Annotated in this window: 14 protein-coding genes; 4 read left to right on the forward strand and 10 right to left on the reverse strand. The window is 69.0% G+C overall.

The window, feature by feature from the left end:
* Positions 1-14 precede the first annotated feature (14 nt).
* Positions 15-1,337: a serine/threonine-protein kinase gene (locus BLW81_RS07970; RefSeq protein ID WP_083406723.1), complete on the forward strand. Its 1,323-nt coding sequence runs from the start codon at positions 15-17 to the stop codon at positions 1,335-1,337.
* Here BLW81_RS07970 and BLW81_RS07975 read toward each other — a convergent pair.
* The 3 genes from BLW81_RS07975 to BLW81_RS07985 are packed head-to-tail and all read right to left on the reverse strand — an operon-like array spanning position 1,334 to position 8,759.
* On the reverse strand, positions 1,334-2,242 hold the full coding sequence (locus BLW81_RS07975) for an MBL fold metallo-hydrolase (protein ID WP_235632215.1): 909 nt from the start codon (positions 2,240-2,242) through the stop codon (positions 1,334-1,336). The two genes, BLW81_RS07970 and BLW81_RS07975, sit on opposite strands and share 4 nt — an antisense overlap.
* Before the next feature lie 38 nt (positions 2,243-2,280).
* A complete protein-coding gene (locus BLW81_RS07980; protein WP_083406724.1) occupies positions 2,281-5,484 on the reverse strand; it encodes an arabinosyltransferase domain-containing protein in 3,204 nt (1,067 codons plus the stop codon).
* Positions 5,481-8,759 (reverse strand): arabinosyltransferase domain-containing protein, encoded by a 3,279-nt coding sequence (locus tag BLW81_RS07985; protein WP_083406725.1) that lies wholly within the window; start codon positions 8,757-8,759, stop codon positions 5,481-5,483. The genes BLW81_RS07980 and BLW81_RS07985 overlap by 4 nt, the downstream gene beginning before the upstream one ends.
* Before the next feature lie 112 nt (positions 8,760-8,871).
* Here BLW81_RS07985 and BLW81_RS07990 point away from each other — a divergent pair, with 112 nt between their 5' ends.
* From BLW81_RS07990 to BLW81_RS29300, 3 genes are all read left to right on the forward strand, one after another.
* Positions 8,872-9,105 (forward strand): type II toxin-antitoxin system Phd/YefM family antitoxin, encoded by a 234-nt coding sequence (locus BLW81_RS07990; protein ID WP_083406726.1) that lies wholly within the window; start codon positions 8,872-8,874, stop codon positions 9,103-9,105.
* The gene (locus tag BLW81_RS07995) at positions 9,102-9,497 is read left to right on the forward strand and encodes a type II toxin-antitoxin system VapC family toxin (RefSeq protein WP_173839582.1); all 396 of its coding nucleotides are present in this window, start codon (positions 9,102-9,104) and stop codon (positions 9,495-9,497) included. The genes BLW81_RS07990 and BLW81_RS07995 overlap by 4 nt, the downstream gene beginning before the upstream one ends.
* Before the next feature lie 110 nt (positions 9,498-9,607).
* Positions 9,608-9,850, forward strand: a complete 243-nt coding sequence (locus tag BLW81_RS29300) for a hypothetical protein (protein WP_157897629.1) — start codon at positions 9,608-9,610, stop codon at positions 9,848-9,850.
* A 25-nt stretch (positions 9,851-9,875) separates the two neighbouring features.
* On the opposite strand, the gene BLW81_RS08000 is transcribed toward BLW81_RS29300, so the two are convergent.
* The 7 genes from BLW81_RS08000 to BLW81_RS08030 all read right to left on the reverse strand — a co-directional run bounded on the left by BLW81_RS08000 (position 9,876) and on the right by BLW81_RS08030 (position 21,547).
* Positions 9,876-11,012: an FAD-dependent monooxygenase gene (locus BLW81_RS08000; protein ID WP_083406727.1), complete on the reverse strand. Its 1,137-nt coding sequence runs from the start codon at positions 11,010-11,012 to the stop codon at positions 9,876-9,878.
* Complete coding sequence (locus BLW81_RS08005; RefSeq protein WP_083406728.1) at positions 11,012-11,764, reverse strand: AAA family ATPase; 753 nt, start codon at positions 11,762-11,764, stop codon at positions 11,012-11,014. Before BLW81_RS08005 ends, BLW81_RS08000 begins: the two co-directional genes overlap by 1 nt.
* 257 nt (positions 11,765-12,021) lie before the next feature.
* Positions 12,022-14,076, reverse strand: a complete 2,055-nt coding sequence (locus BLW81_RS08010) for an MMPL family transporter (RefSeq protein ID WP_083406729.1) — start codon at positions 14,074-14,076, stop codon at positions 12,022-12,024.
* 148 nt (positions 14,077-14,224) lie between these two features.
* Positions 14,225-17,467, reverse strand: coding sequence for an arabinosyltransferase domain-containing protein (locus BLW81_RS08015; protein WP_083406730.1), 3,243 nt, complete (start codon positions 17,465-17,467; stop codon positions 14,225-14,227).
* An 11-nt stretch (positions 17,468-17,478) separates the two neighbouring features.
* On the reverse strand, positions 17,479-19,365 hold the full coding sequence (locus tag BLW81_RS08020) for a galactan 5-O-arabinofuranosyltransferase (RefSeq protein ID WP_083406731.1): 1,887 nt from the start codon (positions 19,363-19,365) through the stop codon (positions 17,479-17,481).
* On the reverse strand, positions 19,365-20,147 hold the full coding sequence (locus BLW81_RS08025; protein ID WP_083406732.1) for a decaprenylphospho-beta-D-erythro-pentofuranosid-2-ulose 2-reductase: 783 nt from the start codon (positions 20,145-20,147) through the stop codon (positions 19,365-19,367). Before BLW81_RS08025 ends, BLW81_RS08020 begins: the two co-directional genes overlap by 1 nt.
* A complete protein-coding gene (locus tag BLW81_RS08030; RefSeq protein WP_083406733.1) occupies positions 20,147-21,547 on the reverse strand; it encodes a decaprenylphosphoryl-beta-D-ribose oxidase in 1,401 nt (466 codons plus the stop codon). The genes BLW81_RS08025 and BLW81_RS08030 overlap by 1 nt, the downstream gene beginning before the upstream one ends.
* Positions 21,548-21,574 lie beyond the last annotated feature (27 nt).

Here is a 21,574-nt window from a genome sequence, read left to right on the forward strand (position 1 = left end):
ATTACACTGCGGCAATGCCGCTAGTCGAGGGCCAGGAAATCGCGGGCTACACCATCCTGCGCTCGCTGGGCACCGGTGGAATGGGCGAGGTGTATCTGGCCCAGCATCCGCGATTGCCGCGCCAGGACGCGCTGAAGGTGCTCTCGACGACGGTGTGCGCGGACAGCGAGTACCGCGAGCGGTTCAACCGGGAAGCCGACATCGCCGCCTCCCTGTGGCACCCGCACATCGTCGAGGTGCACGACCGCGGCGAGGTCGACGGGCAGCTGTGGATCGCGATGGACTACGTCGAGGGCACCGACGCCGCGCAGTTGGCGGCGCAGCGCCACCCCGACGGCATGCCGCCGGACCTGGTGATCAACATCGTCACCGCGGTCGCCGAGGCACTCGACTACGCCCACCAACGCAACCTCACCCATCGCGACGTCAAGCCCGCCAACATCCTGATCGCCAACCCGGATACCGCCGACGAGCGGGTCATGTTGGCCGACTTCGGGATCGCCCGCCGTGGTGACGACGCCAGCGGGCTCACCGGAACGAACATGACGGTCGGGACCGTCGCGTATGCCGCCCCCGAACAGCTCAAGGGTGAGCGTATCGACGGCAGGGCTGACCAATACGCGTTGGCTGCCACGGCTTTTCAGCTGCTGACCGGTACGCCGCCGTTCGCGCATTCCAATCCCGCGGTGGTGATCAGCCAGCACCTGACGGCCGCACCCCCGGCGATCGGCTCCCGGCGGCCCGAATTGTCGGGCCTCGGGCCTGTTTTCGACAAGGCGCTGGCGAAGGAACCGGGGGAGCGGTACGCGCGCTGCATCGACTTCGCGCGGGCGCTGGCGCAGCGGCTCGGCGTGGCCGACTTCGACGCATCCGAACCGACAATGCTGGCCACCGCCGCGACCGGCCCGCGGCATGCGAAGAAGCCGGGACGCTCGCCGAGACGGCGGTGGGTCACCGTGTCCGCCGCGGCGGTGCTGGCCGTGATCGCGCTCGCCGCAGCGGCTTTCGTGTTCGGTGAACGCACCCGCGGGCAGACCGGTCCGCCGGATGCCCTCGCGCTGCCGGTGGTGGTGATCGGGGCGAACTGTGCCACGCTCGGCGCCGCCGGGATCACCGAAGCCGGTGATCCGGCCTACTGCGCCCGCTTGGCGAGCACCGGCGCGAGCCTGTGGTCGAAGTATCCCGGGGAGATCTCCGCACCGACGGCCACCGCGGCACCGGGCGAGCAGGTGTACCCGTCGGAGACCGAGCATCCGGTGTTGGTGTGTATGCAGCAGACCGGGCAGAGCAGACTGGACTGCCACGACGACATCCTGCAGAGCAACACCGGCAGTTAGAGCGCAGGCAGGTCCAGCCAGTCGTCGATCATGAACGCGTCGCCGCGGGCGACCACCGTCGCGCCTCCATGGCCGGGATAGTGGGCCGGAATCACGGCGGCTCGGCGGCGGGACGCCTCGGTGAGCACCCGGGTGCGGGTGACGGCCGCGGCGTGGAAGTCCTCGTCCCAGGCGCACGGGTCGCCGGGCCGCACGATCTGCACGGGACAATGGGTGAGGTCGCCGACGAACACCGCGGTCTTGCCGGCGTCGAGCCACACCACCGACGCTCCCTGCGTGTGACCCGGCGCCGGCCGCAGCCACATCGACTCACTGAGCCGATGGCCGCCGGACCACAACTCGATTTGGTCACCCAGCGGAGAGACGCTGTCCTCGAACACCGTTCGCACGTGCTGCTGCACCGATGCTTCTTCCTCGGTATCCGGGGCCGTTGTTTGCGCGGGGCCGTCCGGTCCGAAGTGGCGATAGTCCGGCTCGGGTATCAAGTACCGCGCGTTCGGGAACGTCGGAACCCAGGACCCGTTGGCGCGCATCGTATTCCAACCGACGTGGTCGAAATGCAGATGGGTGTTGACGACGACGTCGACGTCGGCAGGGTCCACTCCGGCGCTGCGCAGCGACGCGAGGAAGCCGGTCTGCAGGTCCGACAGCACCGCCATCCGCGGACGGGACTTGTCGTTGCCGGCGCCGGTGTCGATGATCACGGTCAGTCCGTCGACCTCGATCACCCAGGTCTGCAGCGCGATACGCCATCCGGCATCGGTCCAGAACGTCGGAGAGAACTCGTCGGCGTATGTGTGCCAGGCATCTGCCGGGGTGTGTGGGAACACCGCCGTCGGCAGGCCGTCGACCTGCCACTCCACGACGCGCGTGAGCGTCGCGGCGCCCATCCGGATGCGGTCCACAGCTTCAGGTTAGAGGATCTGCGCGCCCGCGCAACGGGTTACGGCTTGATTCGGATGTGCCCGGGGCTGTACAGGCCGCTGTGGGTCTGCGTGCCGAAGTCCAGCGTCGCCGGTTGCGCGTCCCGTGAGTCCGGCGTCGGCTCGAACCGGCGCAGCGAGCCCCAGTCACGGCCCCAGTCCTGCGACAGATACGTCGCCATCACGTGCGCACGCAACAGCAGGTCCGAGATCCCGAGCAGCCCGCCGTTGAGGCCGTCCTGCCAGGTGTCGGTGTCCTTGCGCTTGGCGTTGTAATCCGGGGTGATGCGGAACTTGGGAATGTCGGTGACCCCGTTGGCGTGCAGCATCGGTTGCTGACACGGGAACGCCAGCCCGACCGCCCAGTCCATCAGCACGGGCTGCTCGGAGCCGACGTACTCCTGCACCGAGCGCAGCTCCGGCACCCGTGGCGGCGTCACCGCCACCCAGTCGCCCGGCGTCAGCGAACGGTCCTCGGCGACAACGCGGACCGCGACCGCATCAGCGGGAATGTCGGCACGCGGGAACCGCAGGTTGCGCCACGACGGGATCGGACCCAGGTCGTAGGGCACCAACCGGCCACCGGGCAACAGCGCGCCGTCGGGGCCGCGCGTCGCGTACTCCAACTCAACGGTCTGCCCCTCGGTGCGGCCGTTGAACACGCTGTCCCCGGTGATCGTGCCCGCGGCGGTCACCACCACCAGCGGGTGCGCGTCGTCGGCGGGCGGAAGCTCGTACCACGCCGACGCCAGCGTGCTCTCCTGCTGCTGCCCCTCGACATAGCTGCCCGCCACCGGAACCCGGGCGGGGTCCAGCCCGTACGGCAGCGGCACCGTCGACCCGTTCACACCCGGCCGGGACAGCTCCGTCGGCTGGTCCCAGTCGTAGTCCGTGCCCGGCATCGGCAGGTTGATCCGAATGGCCTCGGCGACAATCTTTTCCGGCACGCCGTCGGCGGTGAAACCGGCCGGGTCGACGCCGCCCAACGGGCCCAGCGGACCGAAGTCGCCGGGCACCACCGGCATGAACCCGTCGTTGGCGTCGGGTTCGACGAGCACGTCGTCGGCCAGCGCGCACCCGCCCGCGAAGGCCCGCAGATTGGCCCACCCGTTCGAGTACGTCGGGTATTGACCCACCACGCCGATCACCATCGACGCGACGAACACCACCACCATGAATCCGGCCGTCACCGGGATCGGCGCAGCGGTCAACGCCCGCGCGATGCGCCCCTCCCCGCGGGTGCGCGAGGAGAAGTGCAGCCACGCGGCCCACAGCGCCGCGATCGCGAACAGCGCGAAAAAGACTGTGCTGATTGTGATTCCGCCCAGCTCAGGCATGTCGTTGTTGAACGGCACGCCGAAGCTCGACACATACCACCAGCCGTTGGTGGTGGCGAAGCACAACGCGACCACGAACAGCACCGCGGCCAGGAACGCCATCCTGTTGCGGGACCACTTCAGCACCGCGGGTGACACCAGCACGGTGGCCAGCGCCGCCATCGCCGCGCCCACGGCGGCGAACAGCCCGAAGTGGTGCACCCACTTCGTCGGGGTGAACATCAGGAAGAACACCGTGCCCAAGATGATGCCCATCAACCGCCACGCCGGACCGCGCGCGACGCCGGGCACCCGCCCGCGCCGCAGCATGATGAACATCGACACGAACAGCGACAGCGCGGTGATCAGGAACCCGAACCGCCGCGACAGCGATCCGTCGACGGTCGGCAGGATCAGGTAGTAGTACCGCAGGTTCTCGGTGTACCACTCCTGGTTCGGGCCGATGTCGGTGCGAATCCTGGTGGCCTCCAACACCGTCGCGATGGTCTGGTCGAAGAAGACGACGGTCAGGATCACCGTGCCCGCAGCGAGCAGCGGCAGCAGCAGCGGCCAGACGCCGACCACGCGGCGGCGCCGCACCAGGATGCGCAGCAGCGGGCGGCCGCCGGCCACCAGCGCGGCCACTGCGATCAGCCCGGTCGGCTGGATGCCCAGCGTGAACGCGGCAGTGATGATCGCGAATGCGGCCGGGGTGAGCCGTCCGGAGGTGATGGCCCGCTCGATCAGCACGTAGGTGATCAGCGCGCCGGTGGCGATCTGACCCTCCGGGCGCAGGCCGTTGTTGAACGGCATCCACGCCGCCAGCAGCACCAGGCCGGCCGCCCACAGCGCAGGCTTGCTTGCCGCGACTGCCGGACCCAGCCGCGGCAACACCTCGCGAGACAGCAACAGCCAGCAGAGGATTCCGCAGATAAGGTCCGGCAGCCGCATCCAGATGCTGGCGTCGCTGACGCTGGTCATCATCGCCAGCACGTTGTAGTACCAGCCGAACGGGTCCTCGGGGCTGCCGAACCAGCGGAAGTAGTTCGACATGTACCCGGCGTGCCCGGCGACGCGGGCCATGCCGAGGATGTAGCCGTCGTCCGACGAGTTCGCGCCGATGACATGCCACACCGCGAACCCGCCGACCACGGCCACGTCGGTCACGGTGAAGGTGCGCCACCGCTGCGGGATCCAGCGGCGCATCCGCCTGCCGTCCATGCGGTCCAGCCGCCACAGCGCCAGCAGCGCGACCACCGTCGAGACGATCGCCAGCAGCATCGCGGCCAGCTTCACCGGCGTCGGTTCGGTGGTGAACCGGGTGTCGATCTGCGCCGACAAGCTCAGCCCCGGCGGCGCCGGTCCGGTCAGGTCGGTGAACACACCGACGATCGCCGGGCGCAGGTTCGGATCCGGAAAGCCGCTGTACTGCGCTGAGCCGTCGGGCTTCGTCAGCCCGACGAACGTGGCGAACGTACCCTCCTCCGACGACGTGATCTCGATGCGCTGACACTCGGGAGACGCCACCCGCGCGCGCGGCACACTGGCCACCACCACGTTGCGGTCGGTGATGTCGACGCGTTGCGGGCCCACGGTGACGAAAAGCGCTTGCAGCGCAGCCTGTTTGCCGTCCTTCGGCGCCGTGCCCAGCACCACGCCGCCGCGCGGGGGCAGCGAGCGCACCACGTCGCACGGCACCGTGACCGACATCGTCACCGGGGTTTGCGTGATCAGCGGCGCGGTGACGCTGTTCAGCTGCCCTTCCTGCGGCCAGTTCAGCGTCGCGGTGGTCTGCTCGACCGGCAGCAGCGGTGTCGCCACCGACAGCACGAAGCCCAGCAGCCCGGCGATCGCGGCCACCCAGCGCGCGACCCGCACGTCCGAACCCGATGTCCGTGTCGTGGTCATGGCAGCGCCCTGATCGGTCCGTTACGGCTCCACCCGAACACCCGGGCGGTGCCCTGCTCGATCACGGCCTCGGGCGCCTGCGAGGCGGGCACGACGCGGTCATAGCGCTCGATCGAACCCCAGTCGCGGTACCAGTCGCCGCGCAGATACGTCGGCACGGTGGCCGTGCGCAACAGCGCCTGGATGAACAGGAACGGACCCCCGTCCTGAGCCGATTGCCACTGGTTCGACGACACCACCACCTGCTTGAGATTCGGAAGGATGCGGTACTGCGGAAGTTCGGCCACCCCGAGGTGTTCGGCGAACGGCCGCTGGCACGGGAAGTTCGCGGCCGTCGCGATGTCCATCAGCACCGGCGTCTGCGACCCGAGGAACTGCTGGGCGGTCTGCAGCACCGGCACCCGCGGCGGGGTGAACGCGAACCACTGGTCTTCGGACAGGTTCGGGTCGTCGGCGACGATGCGCGCGACGTTGGCCTCCGGCGGCGCCCACTCCAGTGGGAAACGCAGGTTGCGCCAAGCCTTCTGCGGACCCGGCCCAATGTCGATCGGCTGCACCTCGGCCAGCGGCGTGTAGCGGCCGTCGGGCCCGTGCACACCCCACTGCAGTTTCAGCGACTGCCCGTAGTTGAACGAGCCGTCCTCCTCGTAGAACCAGATCGCGCCTGCCGCAGCGACCGTCACCAGCGGACGGTCCGGAGAGCGGGGCGGAAGCTGGTACCACGCCGAAGTCACCTTGGCCGCAAGGGTGTTCTCGTCGTAGCTGCCCATCACCGGCACCCGGTCGGGATCGAGGCCGAACGGCAGGAACACCCGCGACCCGTTCACCCCGACGGGCCCGTACCCGCCCCCGGTGCCCGCGGCGAAGCCGATGCCGATGTTGGGTTCGTTGGGCGAGCCGTCGGAGTTCACCGTCCCCGGGTTGGCGGTGATCGGTTCGGGCGGTTCGAGGGTGTCGCTGACGCCGTTGGGGGTGAAGCCCACCGGGTCCTCACCGCCGAGCGGCCCGTACTCGCCGAACCGCTGACCCGGAACAGGTTGCAGCAGACCGGCATTCGTGTCCGGCTCGACGAGCACGTCGTCGGCCATCGCGCAGCTGGTCTCCGAAAGCCCGGACTTCAGCGCCGACACGTTGGCCTTGGCGGTGGTGTAGACGGGATAGCGCTGCACGGCGCCCTTGGCCATCGAGCCGACCTCGAGCACCACCATGATCGTCGCCACCACCAGAAGCGGGGTCGACGCCAGCACCCGGTTGCGGCGGGTGTCGGCGACCTGGGTGTGGCCCGCGTAGTCCATCCGGAAGTGCAGCCAACCAGCGAGCAGGCCCGAAGCGATCGCCAGCACCAGGAAGATGCCCGTCACCGGGATGCCCGCGATGACCGGTTGTTTGTCGAACCACGGCACGCCGTAGTTGCCGACGTAGAACCAGCCGTTGATACCCGAAGTGGCCCAAGCCAGGACGAACAGCAGCGCGGTGACGTACAGCGTGAGGTTGCGGCGGCTGTGCAGGCCGACGCGGGCGAACGCGAACGCCGTCACCGCGCCGAGGGCGCCGGCCAGCCCGGCGAACGCGCCGAACTGCACCGCCCATTTGGTCGGGGTGAAGGTCAGCAGCAGCAGGCCGATCGCCGTCGAGCCGATCAACCGCCACACCGGCCCGCGCGCCATGCCCGCGACGCCGCCGCGGCGCAACAGCACCGTCAGCATCACGAACAGGCACAGCAGCAGCGCCAGCACCGCGAACCGCCGGGTCAGCGACGAGTCGACGCTGTCCTCGACGGTGAGGAAGTAGTACCGCAGGAAGTCCTGGTACCACGCGATAGTCGGGCCGACGACGTACTTGATGCGCGCGGACTCGGCGACAGTGGCCAGCGTCTGGTCTCGGAACACCACGACGAAGATCAGCGACAGCGACGCCAGCAGCGCCGCCAGTGGGGCCAGCACCCCGTCGACCGGCCGGCGCGCCCGGATGGTGCGCACGATCGCGCGGGACCCGACGAGCAGCGGGGCCACCGCGATCAGGCCCTGCGGGGCCAGTGTCACCGCGAACACCGCGACCATGACGGCCACCGCGGCCGGCCACACCCGCCGGGTGGCGACGGCGTTCTCGACGAGCACCCACACCGCGACGGCGCCGAACGCGATCAGCGGTTCGGGCCGCAGGCCGTTGTTGAACGGCAGCCACGCGGCCAGGAACACCGCTCCGCCCGTCCACACGGTCACCCGGTTGGCGGCCAGCCGCCCGCCGAGTCGCGGCAGCACGCATCGGCTGACGATGAGCCAGGCGCCGATCGCGGCCGCCGTCGCGGGCAGCCGCATCCAGACGCTGGCGGTGCTGACGGATGCCAGCGTCGCCAGCACGGACTGGTACCAGTCGAACGGCGCCTCGGTGGCGCCGAAGAAGCGGTAGTAGTTGGCGGTGTAGCCGGCGTCGGCCGACACTCGCGCGATGGTGAGGTTGTAGCCGTCGTCGGAGGACAGCGCGCCGATCAGATGCCACAGCAGCAGGGTCCCGACGACGCCGACGTCGGCGGCCCAGTGCCAGAACCCGACGCGCCACCACCGGCGGCCCGATCTGGCCACCCGGCGGCCGCCGGCGCGGTCCAGCAGCGCCAGTGCCACCACCGACGCCAGGACGCACGCCACGCCGAGCACCATCGCCGCGAGCTTGAGCACCGTCGGTGAGGTGATGAATCGGGTGTCGACGTCGATGCGCGCCGACAGGCCTTCCTGCGGGGGGATCCGCAGGTCGGTGAAGACACCGGCCACCTGGGGTTTCTTCTCGGCGGCCAGCGTTCCGACGGCGCCGGGGATCCCGATGAAGTCAGCGCCCGCCGCACCTGGGTCGGCCCAGACGTGCAGCGTGCTGCATGCGCCGGACTCGACGGCGGGCCGTGGCGCGACCGCGGCGACCGAGTCGCGGAACGCCACCACGACGACGTCGGAGGTGGCGCGCACGAACAGTCCGTTGCGGCTGGCGTCGATGCCGCCGGGCGGCACCGTCGACAACACCAGCCCGCCGTCCTCCGGCAGTGTCGCCACCGCCTGGCACGGGATCGAGACGTCGAGGGACTGCGGTGCGCCGGACACCAGCGGCGCGGTGATGTCGGTGATGAACCCGTCCGGGGTGGGCGCCTGGGGCCACAGGATCGTCGCGGTGGTCTGCTTGACCGGCAGCAGCGGGACCAGTCCACACAGCAGCACACCCGCGAGGCCAGCGACGACGGCTATCAGTCGGGCGACCCGGCGGGTCCGCTCATCGTCGTCGCTCGGCACGAGGGTCGATGGTAGGCGACGACGATGAGTGCGCCGTTGATGCGGGACCTTGCTGTGGGAGCTGTCAGTATCTGACTAGTAAGACTAGTCAGACCTTCCTAAGATAGGCGTCATGAGGACGGTCACCAGTACAGAGGCGAAGGCGCGGCTGAACGCGCTGCTGGCCGAAGTGGAGCAGACCGGAGCATCGGTCACGATCACGAACCACGGGCGCCCCGTCGCGGTGCTGTCACCGGTCGTTGCGCGCCCGCGAAAGTTCGGTCAGATGCCCGGCCTCGCCGTTCCGGACGACTTCGACGAGCCGCTTTCCAAAGATGAGCTCGCGGCGTGGGAAGGCGGATCGTGATGGCGATCCTGCTCGATACGAACGCACTGCTGTGGTTGGTATCTGATCCGGATCGGATTCGGCCGTCAGCGCGTGAACTCCTGGACGATCCCGCCAACGAGTTGTACGTCTCGGCCGTATCCGCGTGGGAGATCGCCATCAAGACCCGCTCCGGCCGACTCGACGGAACTCGCCTGCTCGCCAGCTGGAGCGAGGTGGTCGCTGCGATGACCGCGATCGATCTGCCGATCGATTCCGCGGACGCCGCTTTTGCGGGTCAGCTGAATTGGGAGCATCGCGATCCCTTCGACCGCATGATCGTGGCTCAGGCTGCCCGGCGTGGGCTGAGCATCGCAACCAGCGACACAGCGGTTCGGGTCGGCGCGGTGACGCCGGTCATCGAAACCGGTTGATCTGGTTCCCGCGACAGCGCGGATTCTAGGGTTTACCCCTAGTGCCGTTACCCCGTCGGTGACTGAGGATTGCTACGCAACTCAAAACAACCATCGTGGGGGGAACAACGGTGACAATTATTCAGAAGCGTCTGATTGGCAAGAGCCGCACAACGTCGTCGACGCCGGCACTTGGGGACGCGCACGCAACGCGCAAACCGATTCTGATCACGGTGCAGGAGGTGCTGTTCGGCTCCGCGGCCGCCCTCCGCGCCCGGCGAACCCCGAAGCCACCGAAGCCCCGACGGGACTATCCCCAGCACATCAAATTTCTCGAGCAGGCCTCCATGGCACGTGAGATGTACCGGCTGTGAGCACCCGGTGTGGTGACACCGGGCCTCAAACAATCTCGAAGGCAGCGGGTTTCGCGAATCCCGCCAACAGCATCCGACCGGGAGTCAACGCCAGCACAGCGTTGCGCAGCCGCGACGACACAGGCCCCCGCATCGCGGCCGGGCGTCCGATCCTGTCGGCCTCGTCGCGCAGCTCCTCCGCACGGGGTTGCCGTTCGTCGGAGTAGCGGCGCAACGCCTCCTCGGGTGTGGGTCCGTCCGCCAGTCGCAACGCCAGGACAGTGGCGTCCTCGACGGCCAGGCAGGCCCCCTGCGCGATGTGCGGTGCCATCGCGTGTGCGGCGTCGCCGAGCAGGGCGATGCGCCCGCTCGACCATGTCGGCAACCGCGGCACCGCGTAGATGTCGGTGCGCGAGATCGCGTCCTCGGGTGTCGCGCTGATGATCCTGCCGAGCGGGTCACCCCAATCCCCGAACTCGGCCAGCGCGTCGGCCTTCATACTGCCGAACCGATCGGGTGTGCCGGGTGGTTGAAAGCGGGCGCCGAACCAGTACACCCGCCCGTCGCCCATCGGGCTCCATCCGGCGCGGCTCCCGCGGCCGAAGGAAACGAACGCCGTCGCGGGCAGGCTGTCGACGTCGGTCACCCCGCGCCAGACGGTTTGACCGTCGTACTGCGGTGCGCTGCCCGGACACACCGACGGCCGCACGGCGGAATGGATCCCGTCGGCACCGATCAAGACATCAGCCGAAATGCGTTGTCCATCGCTGAACTCCGCGTACACCGTGTCACCGTCCTGCTCGGCGCGCACCATCTCCGTTGCCCACACCACGTTCTCGTGGCCGAAACGGTCGAGCAAGACATCGGATACGACGTTGCGGCCGACGCACACCGTCGGCAATCCGAACTGTTCGACCAAGTCGGCGAGCGCAACCCGGACGAGGGTCCGTCCTGCGGCGGTACGAAACTCACTGTGCTCGAAGGTCCCTGCGTGCGCCAGGATGTCATCGAGCATCCCGTAGTGCCGGAACAGCTTCAACGCGTTCGCCCACAGTGTCAGACCCGCTCCGCCGGGTTGTGGCTCCGGACAGCGCTCGTAGACGATGACATCGAACCCGGCGTCACGCAACGCGATCCCCGCGAACAGTCCGCCGATTCCGGCCCCGATGACGATGATCTTCACTAGTACAGCAGTCGTTCGAAGACGAACCAGCTCGGCGACGTCGCGCGGTCACCAAAAGCGTCCTGGCTTTCCCCGACCGCCTCGGCCGCCCTCCGTCCCTGCGGTGTGGCGAGCGCACGAATGAGATCGTCACGCAGCCAGACGAATTCGTCGAGACCGTCGAATCCGTCCGGTTCGGTCCCGCGTTCCGACTTCAGCAGCGGCCCGACGGTCGGCTCGTAGATGTTGGTGTTCTGCACATAACGGGCAAGTCCGAGGTCCGCCGCCACCGACGCGACGAGCTCTGCGTGCCGGTCCCGGTACGCGGCATGGGCGTCGTCGCGCCCGATGTCCCCACGCGCGTACCAGCCCGAGTAGAACTTGAGGTACGGACCGCCGGGCAGCGCCACGGTTCGGCCCGGTCCGCGTTCCACGATGACCCGCTCGTCGGCGAACCATGCGGGCGAGCGGGTGAGATCGGTCATGTGCTTGTCGTCGACGGCGAGCTTGCGCATCGCCTGCGCGCCGGCAAGCAACTGCCGGACGGTCCCGAACGAGTAGTCGCGTTCGAGCAGCGAACATCGGGCCCGTAAGACCCGCGCTTCGGGACACGACGACGCGAGGGTGTCCAGCAGCGCGGTCTTACCGATGCCTGCGGGACCGAGCACGTTTGCGACCGCGCCGCGGCCATCGACGGCGTCACTGACGATTCTGCCGAGTTCGTCGAGGGCTTCTTGGCGTTCGACCAGCGTGGTTTCGCGTCCCATCAGCATCGGATGTCCTCTCCGTTGCTGATGACCTTGGTCGACATCTCGCGAGCCGTCATGCGTAGTCGACTACGCGTGTGTGGGTTTGCGAGCTCGTCCCGGTCGGCGACGGCGTTATTGACGACTCCTCGGATAATTCCGAGGGTCGCTTGCCGCTCCTTCAGTCCCGCCCGGGTGCTCACAGCAACCCCACAGGGCAATTGTGACGGCATCCGCCGAGCGGCGCTCGGCAACTGGCTGATCGGCCGCGACAGCCGTGTCGCCTACGGCGAAGTGTCGACGAGCCCGCGCTCCGGCGTTCGGCGTTCGGCGGTGCCGGTTTCCGCGAGGAGCCCAGCCGGGGAGTCGAGCCGTCCCGGTAGCCACCAGTTGAACCGCCCGAGCAACGCCATCGTGGCAGGCACCAGGATCATCCGGATGATGGTGACGTCGATGAAGACCGCCACGGCCATCCCGAACCCCATCATCTTCACGGTGATGTCGCCGTCGGCGGCGAACCCCAGGAACACCGCGATCATGATCAAGGCCGCGCTGGTGATCACACGTGCTGTCGAGTCGAGGCCGCGGATCACGCTCTGCCGCGGATCCTTCGTCGCGAGCCATTCCTCGCGCACCCGGGACAGGATGAACACCTCGTAGTCCATCGACAGTCCGAAGAGCATGGTGAAGACCAGGATGGGTACCCAGCTCGAAATCGGCACTGCCCCAGGCAATCCCAGCAGCCCAACGCCCCAGCCCCATTGGAATACCGCCACCAGGACCCCAAAGGTTGCCGCGGCTGCGAGCAGGTTCATCACGGCGGCCTTGAGCGCTACGACCGGCGCTCGGAACGCGATTGTCAGCAGCGCGACGGCCAGTCCGACGACGACGATGATCACCAGCCACAGCCGCTGCGCCAGGCGTTCGGAGGCATCGGCGAAATACGGTGTCATGCCCGTGGCATACATGCCGCCGGGCACTGCATAACGCACGCGGTGCAGGGTGTCTACGGTCGCACCGTCGCTCGGCGCGGTGGCCGGCTCGACGGTGAACACCGATGCGGTGCGATCGGCGTTGAACAGGGGTTCGGAGACGAGCACAACGTCGTCGGCGGAGCGCAGGTCGGCGATCGTCTGGTGGAGTTGATCGTCGCTGACCTGGGTTGCGTCCACACCGATCGTGAACGGGGCGTTGGCGCCGGGACCGAAACTCGATGCGACCAGGTCGTAGGCGCGGCGCACAGTGTTCGAGGTGGGCTGGCTCGCCGCGTCACGCGGCCAGGTACGCATGTCGATCATCGGAGCCGCACACAAGAGCAGGACGATCAGAGCCCCCATACCCCAGGCCACGGGCCGGTTGGTGACGACCTGGGCCCATCGCGCAAGCCCGCACAGCGCCGGTACCAGGGTGATCGAGGCGAGCATCACCGCGCCGACCACGAAGAAGGTGGCATACCCGTACGTCGCGAACAGGGGGATGCCGCCGAGGCGCAGGGCAAGCAGCGACACCAGCACCATCGTTCCGGCGAAGACGACCGATACTCCCGCCGAGCCGTTGGCCCGCGCGGCGGCGTCGGGAACACCTGAGCTGTGCGGGAGGTACTCGCGGAAGCGGGTCACCAGCAGGAGGGCATAGTCGATTCCCACCCCGACGCCGACCATCGCTGCGATCGACGGGGCGCTCGTACTGACGTTGGTGAACCCCGCCAGGATCAACACCAGCGCGTAACCGGTGCCGACGCCGATGAGGGCCGTCGCGACCGGAAGGCCGGCCGCGACGATCGAACCGAACGCGAACAGCAGGATGCACACCGCCGCCACGACGCCGACCAGTTCGCCCGCCAGCCCAAAGGAATTCACGTTCTCGGCCACCTGCCCGCCGAACTCGACCTGAAGACCGCCGCGCTCGATCGGTGCGACCGCCTCGCGTAAGGCGTCGACGCCTTCGGATCCCCGAAACGCCCCGGCGGGAACGTCGTAGGTGAGCTGGATCAGTGCGGTGTGCCCGTCGGCGGACATCCGCGGCGGCGACACCATCGACACTCCGCGCACGTCAGCAAGCTGGACGCGCAACGTATTCAACTCAGCCGGCGGCACCTCACCATCCGGCGAGTGCACCACCACTCGGGCGTTGGTGTCCGCCATCTCCGGAAACGATCGGGTGAGGAACTCGTTGCCGATCGTGGCAGGCATTCCGGGCACGTCGAGGTCGTCCTCCGGCAACCCGCCGATCGTCGCGACCAGTCCGAACCCGATACCGACGATGGCGATCCACCCGGCGATGACACGCCAGGGATGTGTCGCGCACAGCCATCCCAGTCGCCCCAGCACATCGCTCATCTGACGTCTGTCGGTCGCTGGCTTCGACATCGCTTACTCCCCCAACGGTTTCGGAGCTGTCGAGCAATGCTCCGTCACGTCCCGAGCGACGGCACTAGGGGAAAACCCTAGGATTCGGCGTTGACGGATACGTCGATTCGCGACGGCGTCAGGACAGTCGCAGGGGCGCCGGGCTCCACAGGCCGCTGCGGGTGGCCGTGCCGAGGTCCAGCCGCGCCTGGGTGGCGTCGGGGTACCAGGGACTCAGCTGCTGCAGCGAGCCCCAGTCCCGGAACCAGTCGTCCTTGAGATAGGTGGGCAGCGTGGTGGCCCGCACCAGCAGCTCGGTGATGCCGAGCGGCCCGCCGCCCAGGTAGTCCATCACCGGCGAGTTGGCCTCGGCGCCGAACCGGTCCGGCAGGATGCGCCACTTCGGCACCTCGATGACGCCGTTCTGATGGCCGTACGGGCGCTGGCACGGGAACGCCAGCCCGACCAGCCAGTCCAGGAACACCGGGTCGTCGGAGCCGACGACGTCCTGCAGGGTCTGTAGCTGCGGGATGCGCGGCGGGGTCAGCGCGATCCAGTGCTGCGGGTCGAGGTCGTCGTCGCCGGCGACCAGCCGGACCTGCGTCGCGTCGGGCGGGATCGCGGCCAGTTCGGCACGCAGATTGCGCCAGGCCGGCGACGCGCCGACGTCACCGAACCCGAGCCCGCCGCCGGCCTCGTCGTCGGCGGCCTGCTCGTCGGTCGCCCACTCCAGCACCACCTCGCCGGCGTCGAACCGGCCGGCCGCGGACACGACGATCAGCGGTCCGGCCGCGTCGCGGTCCTCGGGCAGCCGGTACCACGCCGACCGCAGCTGCGCGGGCTGCTGCGTGCCGGGCCGCCAGCTGCCCATCACCGGGGTGCGCGCGGGGTCGAGGTCGTAGGGCAGCCGGGCCCGCGACCCGTTGACGCCGACGCCGGCGATCGTGCCGCCCTCGGTGCCGCCGTTGCCGGCCTGGTCCTCGTTGTTGTTGTTGTCGGAGTCGGCGAAGTTGGTCGACGTGCCCTCGCCGCTCATCGACTCGTCCGCGGAGACGTCGGCGGGAATCCCGTTGGGGCCGAATCCTCGTGCGGTGCCTGCGCCCAATGCCTCGCCGACGGGTGTGTCGACCGGGGTGAGCATGCCGGCGTTCGGGTCCTGCTCGACGAGCACGTCTTCGGCCATGCCGCAGGTCTTGCCGGTCAGCGCCTCGAGATTGGACCGCCCGACGCTCCACGCCGGGTACTGGTCGACCATCGCCAGGGTCAGCGACACCACCTCGAAGATCACCACCAGCCAGGTGGCAATCGCCAACGGCGCCTGCATGATTCGCTGCCAGCGCCGCGGCGGACCCGGCGGTGAGGAGTCGCGGCCGGAGAAGTGGAACCACGCCGCCGCCAGCAGCGCGAGGACGGCCAGGCCCAGCAGGATGGTGGAGAAGCCGAACTTCCATTCCGGCATCGCATTCGACCACGGCACACCGAAGTTCGAGACGTACCACCAGCCGTTGACCGTCGCGAACGACAGCGCCATGGTGAACAGCACCGCCGCGCCGAACACCGACCGGTTGCGGCGCGAGCGCATCGCGGCCGTCGTGACGGCCACCGCGGCCAGCGCGCCGAGCGAACCCGCCAGCCCGGCGAACACCCCGAAATGGTGCGTCCACTTGGTGGGCGTGAACATCATCGCCAGGAACGAGATCACCGTGATGCCGACGATGCGCCGGCTGGGGCCCAGGGCGGTGCCCGGAATCTTGAACTTGCGCAACGCCATCGCCACGGCGGCGGCCAGCGCCAGCAGCAGCGTCAGCACCGCGAAGCGCCGCGCGACCGAACCGTCGGGGCTCAGCGTGAACAGCCGTTCGTAGCGGATGTGCTCGTCGAACCAGCTCAGGCTCGGGCCCACCGCCGACTTGAACGCGCTGGCCTGCAGTTCGGCGGTCAGTGTCTGGTCCCGGAAGATCAGGATGACGGTGACCGTGGCCGCGGCCAGGATCGGCGCCAGCAGGGCCAGATAGCCGAAGCGCGAAACATGGGCGGCAACAATAGTTTTCAGCGGCCCGACGGCGACGAGCAACGCGCCGACGGCGGCGATGCCGGTCGGTCCCGAGAACAACGTCAGCGCGCCGATGATCACCGCGACGGCGACCGGCAGCAGCCTGCTGGTCGCCACGCCGCGCTCGACCGAGCACCAGGTGAGCAGGATGCCCAGCGCGATGATCGGCTCGGGTCGCAGGCCGTTGTTGAGCGGCAGCCAGAAGGCCAGGAACAGGCCGGCCGCCGTCCATGCCGCCGCCGGCGTGGTCTTGACGGCGTGGCCCAGCCGCGGGATCACCTCACGGCTGATCAGCCACCAGCAGGTCAGTGCCATCAGCAGCGTCGGCAGCCGCATCCACACGCTGGTGGTGCTGACGTGGGCCCACAGCGCCAACAGGTCGTAGTACCAGCCGAACGGCGCCTCGGGGGTGCCGAACCAGCGGTAGTAGTTGGCCATGTAGCCGGCGTGCTCGGAGACGCGCGCCATGGTCAGGATGTAGCCGTCGTCGGCGGTGTTCGCGCCGACGAAGTGCCACCACACCAGCACCGCGGTCACCACACCGTCGAGGGGGCGCACCGACCACCAGCGCGGCGGCAGGAACCGCTTGACGCGGCGGCCGTCGGCGGTGTCGAGCACGTGCAGTGCGCCCAGCGCGACGATCGTCATCGCCACCCCGATGATCATCGCGAGTGTCTTCAGCAGCGTCGGCGAGGTGCTGTAGCGCGAGTCGAGGGTGGCCGAGAACTGCATGCCGGGCGGCGCGGGCCCGGACAGGTCGGTGAAGACGCCGACGATCTGCGGGCGGAAGTCGTAACCGCCGCGCTCGCCGCGCAGCGGGTCGCCCGGATCCTCGCTCGGGATGGTGCCCTGGGCCTGGGTGAGCCCGACGAACTCGCCGGTGACCTTGTCGGCGTGTGCGGTGAACGTCAGCCGCTGGCACTGCGGGCTGAGCACGGCGCTCAGCGGTGCGCTGACCACCGGGGTGTTGCGCACGATGACCAGCAGGTCGTTGTTGACCCGCTCGATCAGCAGCCCGCGGTCGACGGCCTTGGGCGCCTGTCTGGGCACCGTCGACAGCAGCACGGTGCGCCCGCGCACGTCCGGGCCGGCCAGCGGGGCCACCGCGCGGCACGGGATGCTGATCTCGAGGTCGGTGGCGACGTAGCCGATCAGCGGTGCGTCGACGCTCTCGACCACGCCGTTCTGGGGCCAGTTCAGCTGCGCGGTCGTCTGCGTGACGGGCAGCAGTGGGGTGGCGATTGCCAGCAGCGCGCCGAGCAGTCCCGCGATGATGGCGATGAGCCGCGCGGTCCGATGGTTGGACCCGACGCCGGCTTGTTCGACCACGGGGTGCGATCTTAATTGGGCTTGCGGATGGCAAGCACGAACGGGCCGATGCTGGACACCTCGAAGCGGGGATCGTCGAACAGTGCCTCGTCGAGTGCGACGTGGTAGCGGCGCACGTTGGGCTGGTTCGGATAGACGTCGGAGGCCAGCCGCAGGGTGTAGGTGTCGTCGGCGCCGCGGCGCATCAGAAACACCGTCGGCGCTGCCCACTGCAGGTTGTCCAGCGCGTCGACGAACTGGTCGGCCTCGGTCAGCGTGGCCCAGCTCTCGATCGCGTCGGCGCGCTTGTCGAACTGCGCGAGCGGGTTGGCGTAGTGCGACGTCAGCCCCTGGAAGCCGTAGTACGGGTAGTACGACAGGAAGCTGTAGTCGGCGGTCAGCACGACGGTTTCGTTGCGCGGCCGGCCCGTCACCTCGGTGATCCTGGCGTCGATCTCGCGGTAGTAGCGCTCCGCGCCCGGCGGGCGGCGGTCGGCGCGCTGGCCGTAGCCGTCGGTGTCGGTGTAGGCGACGACGATGTCCGAGCGCAGCACGTCGGGGATGTCCTGGCTGTAGGTCAGCGCGCCGACGGCGCCCAGCGTCGCGGCGACGGCCACCACCCGCCGCGCGTTCTCCGCCTTGACCCGGGCCGCCACCGCCCGCGTCACGTCGATGAACCCGAAGGCGCCCGCGGCGGTCAGGAGGATCGTCAGCGTCGGATTGAGCCGGAACGACAGCAGCGTGGTGCCCAGCAGCGTGGTCAGCATCGACAGCAGCGACCAGGCGTAGACGGCCAGCACCGCGATCGCCAGCGCGCCGCCCCGCGTCGAGGACCTCGCCCGCCAGACCAGCCACAGCGTGCCCAGCATGCACAGCGCGCCGAGCAGCGTCGGGTGCAGCATCGGGAACTCCAGCTGCGCGCCGTCCGAGGGCAGGTAGTGCTGCGCGGTGCCGGAATCGGCGGGCTGACCCCTGGCGGCGGCCAGCAGCCACGGGCCCAGGCCCACCAGCCACATGGCCACCGAGATCACCGCGATGACGGCCAGCCGCAGCAGCGGGCCGAGCTGCCTGCGCGCGGCGGCCAGCAGGACCGCCATGATCGCCAGCGTGAACGCCGCGTACGCCAGCAGCAGCGTGTAGAACAGCGCGGCGACGCCGAGGAACAACCCGGTCCCGATGACCGCCGCCCAGCCGCCCGTGCTGTGCGCCTTCCCGCCCACCACCCGGCCACCGCCGCGCAGGCCCGACCATGCCAGCACGAACACCGGCGGCAGCAGCACGGCGATGATCGCGGCGTAGGGTTCGGCCGGGGAGTAGGCCAGCGTCGCGGCGGTGGTGGCCGTCGACACCACCAGCGCGTACTCGAACCGGATCATGGCCGCCCACAACACGAATCCGACGACCACCGCGGCCGTGATCGAGATGATGGCCCACGGTTTGAACATCTCCCAGGCCGGTGTTCCGGTCAACGCCGCGAGCCGGCCGCCGATCCAGAACCAGCCGGGCGGGTAGAACGGCGGCAGCCCCAGGTAGGTCATGTCGTGCAGCGCAGGCGAATCAGCCAGCCGGGTCAGATACTCGGTGCGGAACTGCTGGTCGACCGAGATGCCGTACAGGTACAGCTTCGTCGCGCCGAGCGGCATCGCCAGCGTCACCACCGCGAACGCGGCCAGGAACACGGTCGCGGCGGCCTGCGCGAGCAGCCGCCTGCCGCGGCGCCAGATCAGCCCACTCGCCAGAACGCCTGCCAGGCAGGCGACCTGGCCGACGGTGGTCAGTGCGTGCAGCTGGTTCGACGAGTTGTAGGCCGGCCACTCGACGCGCGCGATCGCGGCCAGCGACACGGTCGCGATCACGACGGCGACAGCGACGGCGGCCACCATCTGACCGGCCACCTTCGCCGGCAGCGCCGAACGCATCAGATCGGCAGCTTGCGGAAGATCGGGCGCGGGATGTGGCGCAGCACCATCATCACGTAACGGAATGTGCCGGGCGCCCACACCAGGTCCTTACCCTTGGCCGCCGAGGTGACCGCCAACTCCGCGACGTAGTCCTTGTCGACGGTGAACGGCGCCTCCTTGGTGCCGGTCGCCTTCCAGTGCTCGATCGTGGTGGTGGTCCGCACCTGACCCGGCCGGATGACCAGCACCCGAACTCCATACTCGCGCAGCGCTTCTCCCAGGCCCAGGTAAAAACCGTCGAGCCCGGCCTTGGTGGAGCCGTAGACGAAGTTGGACCGTCGCACCCGCTCACCAGCGGCCGAACTCATCGCGATGATCTGGCCGAAGCCCTGCGCGCGCATCTTCTCGCCGAGCAGGACGCCGACCGACACGGCCGCGGTGTAGTTGACCTCGGCGATCTGCACGGCCTTGCGCTGGTTCTGCCACAACTCCTCGGCGTTGCCGAGCAGGCCGAACGCCACGATCGCGACGTCGATGTCACCGCCCGCGGCGGCCGTGTCGATGACGGCGGAGTGGCTGTCGGTGTCGGTGCCGTCGAAGTCGACCCACTCCACGGACTTGGCGCTGGCCGCGGTCATCTCCGCGATGGCATCCGCCTTGCGCGGGTGGTCGGGCAGGTCGCCGAGCACGATGCGCGCCTGCGCATTTCGCAGGTAGCGTGCACAGATCGCCAGCCCGATCTCCGAGGTGCCGCCGAGCAGCAGGATGGTCTGGGGGTTACCTACGGCGTCGAGAACCACTACAGCAACTCCAAGCGTCGGGCCATGTCGGATGCGAAGACGCCGTTCGGGTCGGCCTTGCGGCGCACGGCGATCCATTCGTCGATACGGGGGTACATCTTGTGGAACCGCTCGGCGGTCACCCGCGAGTCCTTGGCGGTGTACACGCGGCCGCCGAACTCCATCACCCGGTCGTCGAGTTCGTTGAGGAACTCGTTGACACCGGGCCTGTTGGGGAAGTCCATGGCGACATTCCATCCGGCCATCGGGAAGCTCAGCGGCGCACGGTTTCCGGGCCCGAACAACTTGAACACGTTGAGCGCCGAGTAGTGGCCCCTGGTCTGGATCCACCGGATGATCGCCTTGAACTCCTCGAGCGCATCGGGCGGAACGAGGAACTGGTGCTGCGCGAAACCCGCTGGGCCGTAAGCGTTGTTCCAGCCGCTGACCAGGTCCAGCATGTGGTAGAACTGTGACAGGTTCATGATCTTGCCGCTGTAGGTGCCGCCGAGCCGGTAGTACACCTCGCCGATCGCCATGAACGACAACTTGTTCATGGCGCTGACCGGGAAGATGTTCGGCACCGTGAGCAGTTGCGGCGCATCGAATTTCAGCGGGTTCTTGGCGAGCTTGGGCGGCAGCTGGTCCAGCGTCGCCAGGCTGCCGCGGCTGATCGAGGCCCTGCCGAGTTTGGGCGGCGGGCTGATCAGGTCGAACCAGGCACTGGAGTAGGTGTAGCGGTCCTCGCTGCCGTCGAGGTGCACCGCGACGGTCTCGTCGAGGTTGTCGGTGGCCACGCCGTCGGCGATGAAGTACGCGGTCTCGGTGCGGGTCATGGCGATTCGCGCGCGCAGCACGATGCCGGTGAGGCCGTTGCCGCCGACCGTCGCCCAGAACAGCTCGGCGTCGGGGCCGTCGGGGGTGAGGGTGTGCACCTCGCCGTCGGCCATCAGCAGGTCCATCGACTGCACGTGGTTGCCGAAGCTGCCTGCGCTGTGGTGGTTCTTGCCGTGGATGTCGGAGGCGATCGCGCCGCCGACGGTGACCTGTCGGGTGCCCGGCAGCACCGGAACCCACAGGCCGAACGGCAGCGCGGCCTTCATCAACTGGTCGAGGCTGACGCCGGCGTCGACGTCGGCCACGGCGGTCTCGGCGCTGATCGAGTGGATCCGGTTGAGCGCGGTCATGTCCACGACCAGACCGCCGCCGTTGCACGCCTGGTCGCCGTAGGACCGGCCGAGCCCGCGGGCGAGCACGCCGCGCTGCAGGAACGCCGGGCCGGCCGCGCTGCGGTCGGCGGCTTCGCGGACCGCCCGGGCGATCAGCTCGACGTCCGGGGTGGTCAGCACCTGTGCGACCGACGGTGCGGTGCGCCCGAACCCGGTCAGGGCACGCGAGGTCGTCGGCAGGTTCTCAGACATCGTGACGAGGGTACCGTGCAGCGCCGA

The sequence above is a fragment of the Mycolicibacterium rutilum genome, from assembly GCF_900108565.1.
Taxonomy (GTDB): domain Bacteria; phylum Actinomycetota; class Actinomycetes; order Mycobacteriales; family Mycobacteriaceae; genus Mycobacterium; species Mycobacterium rutilum.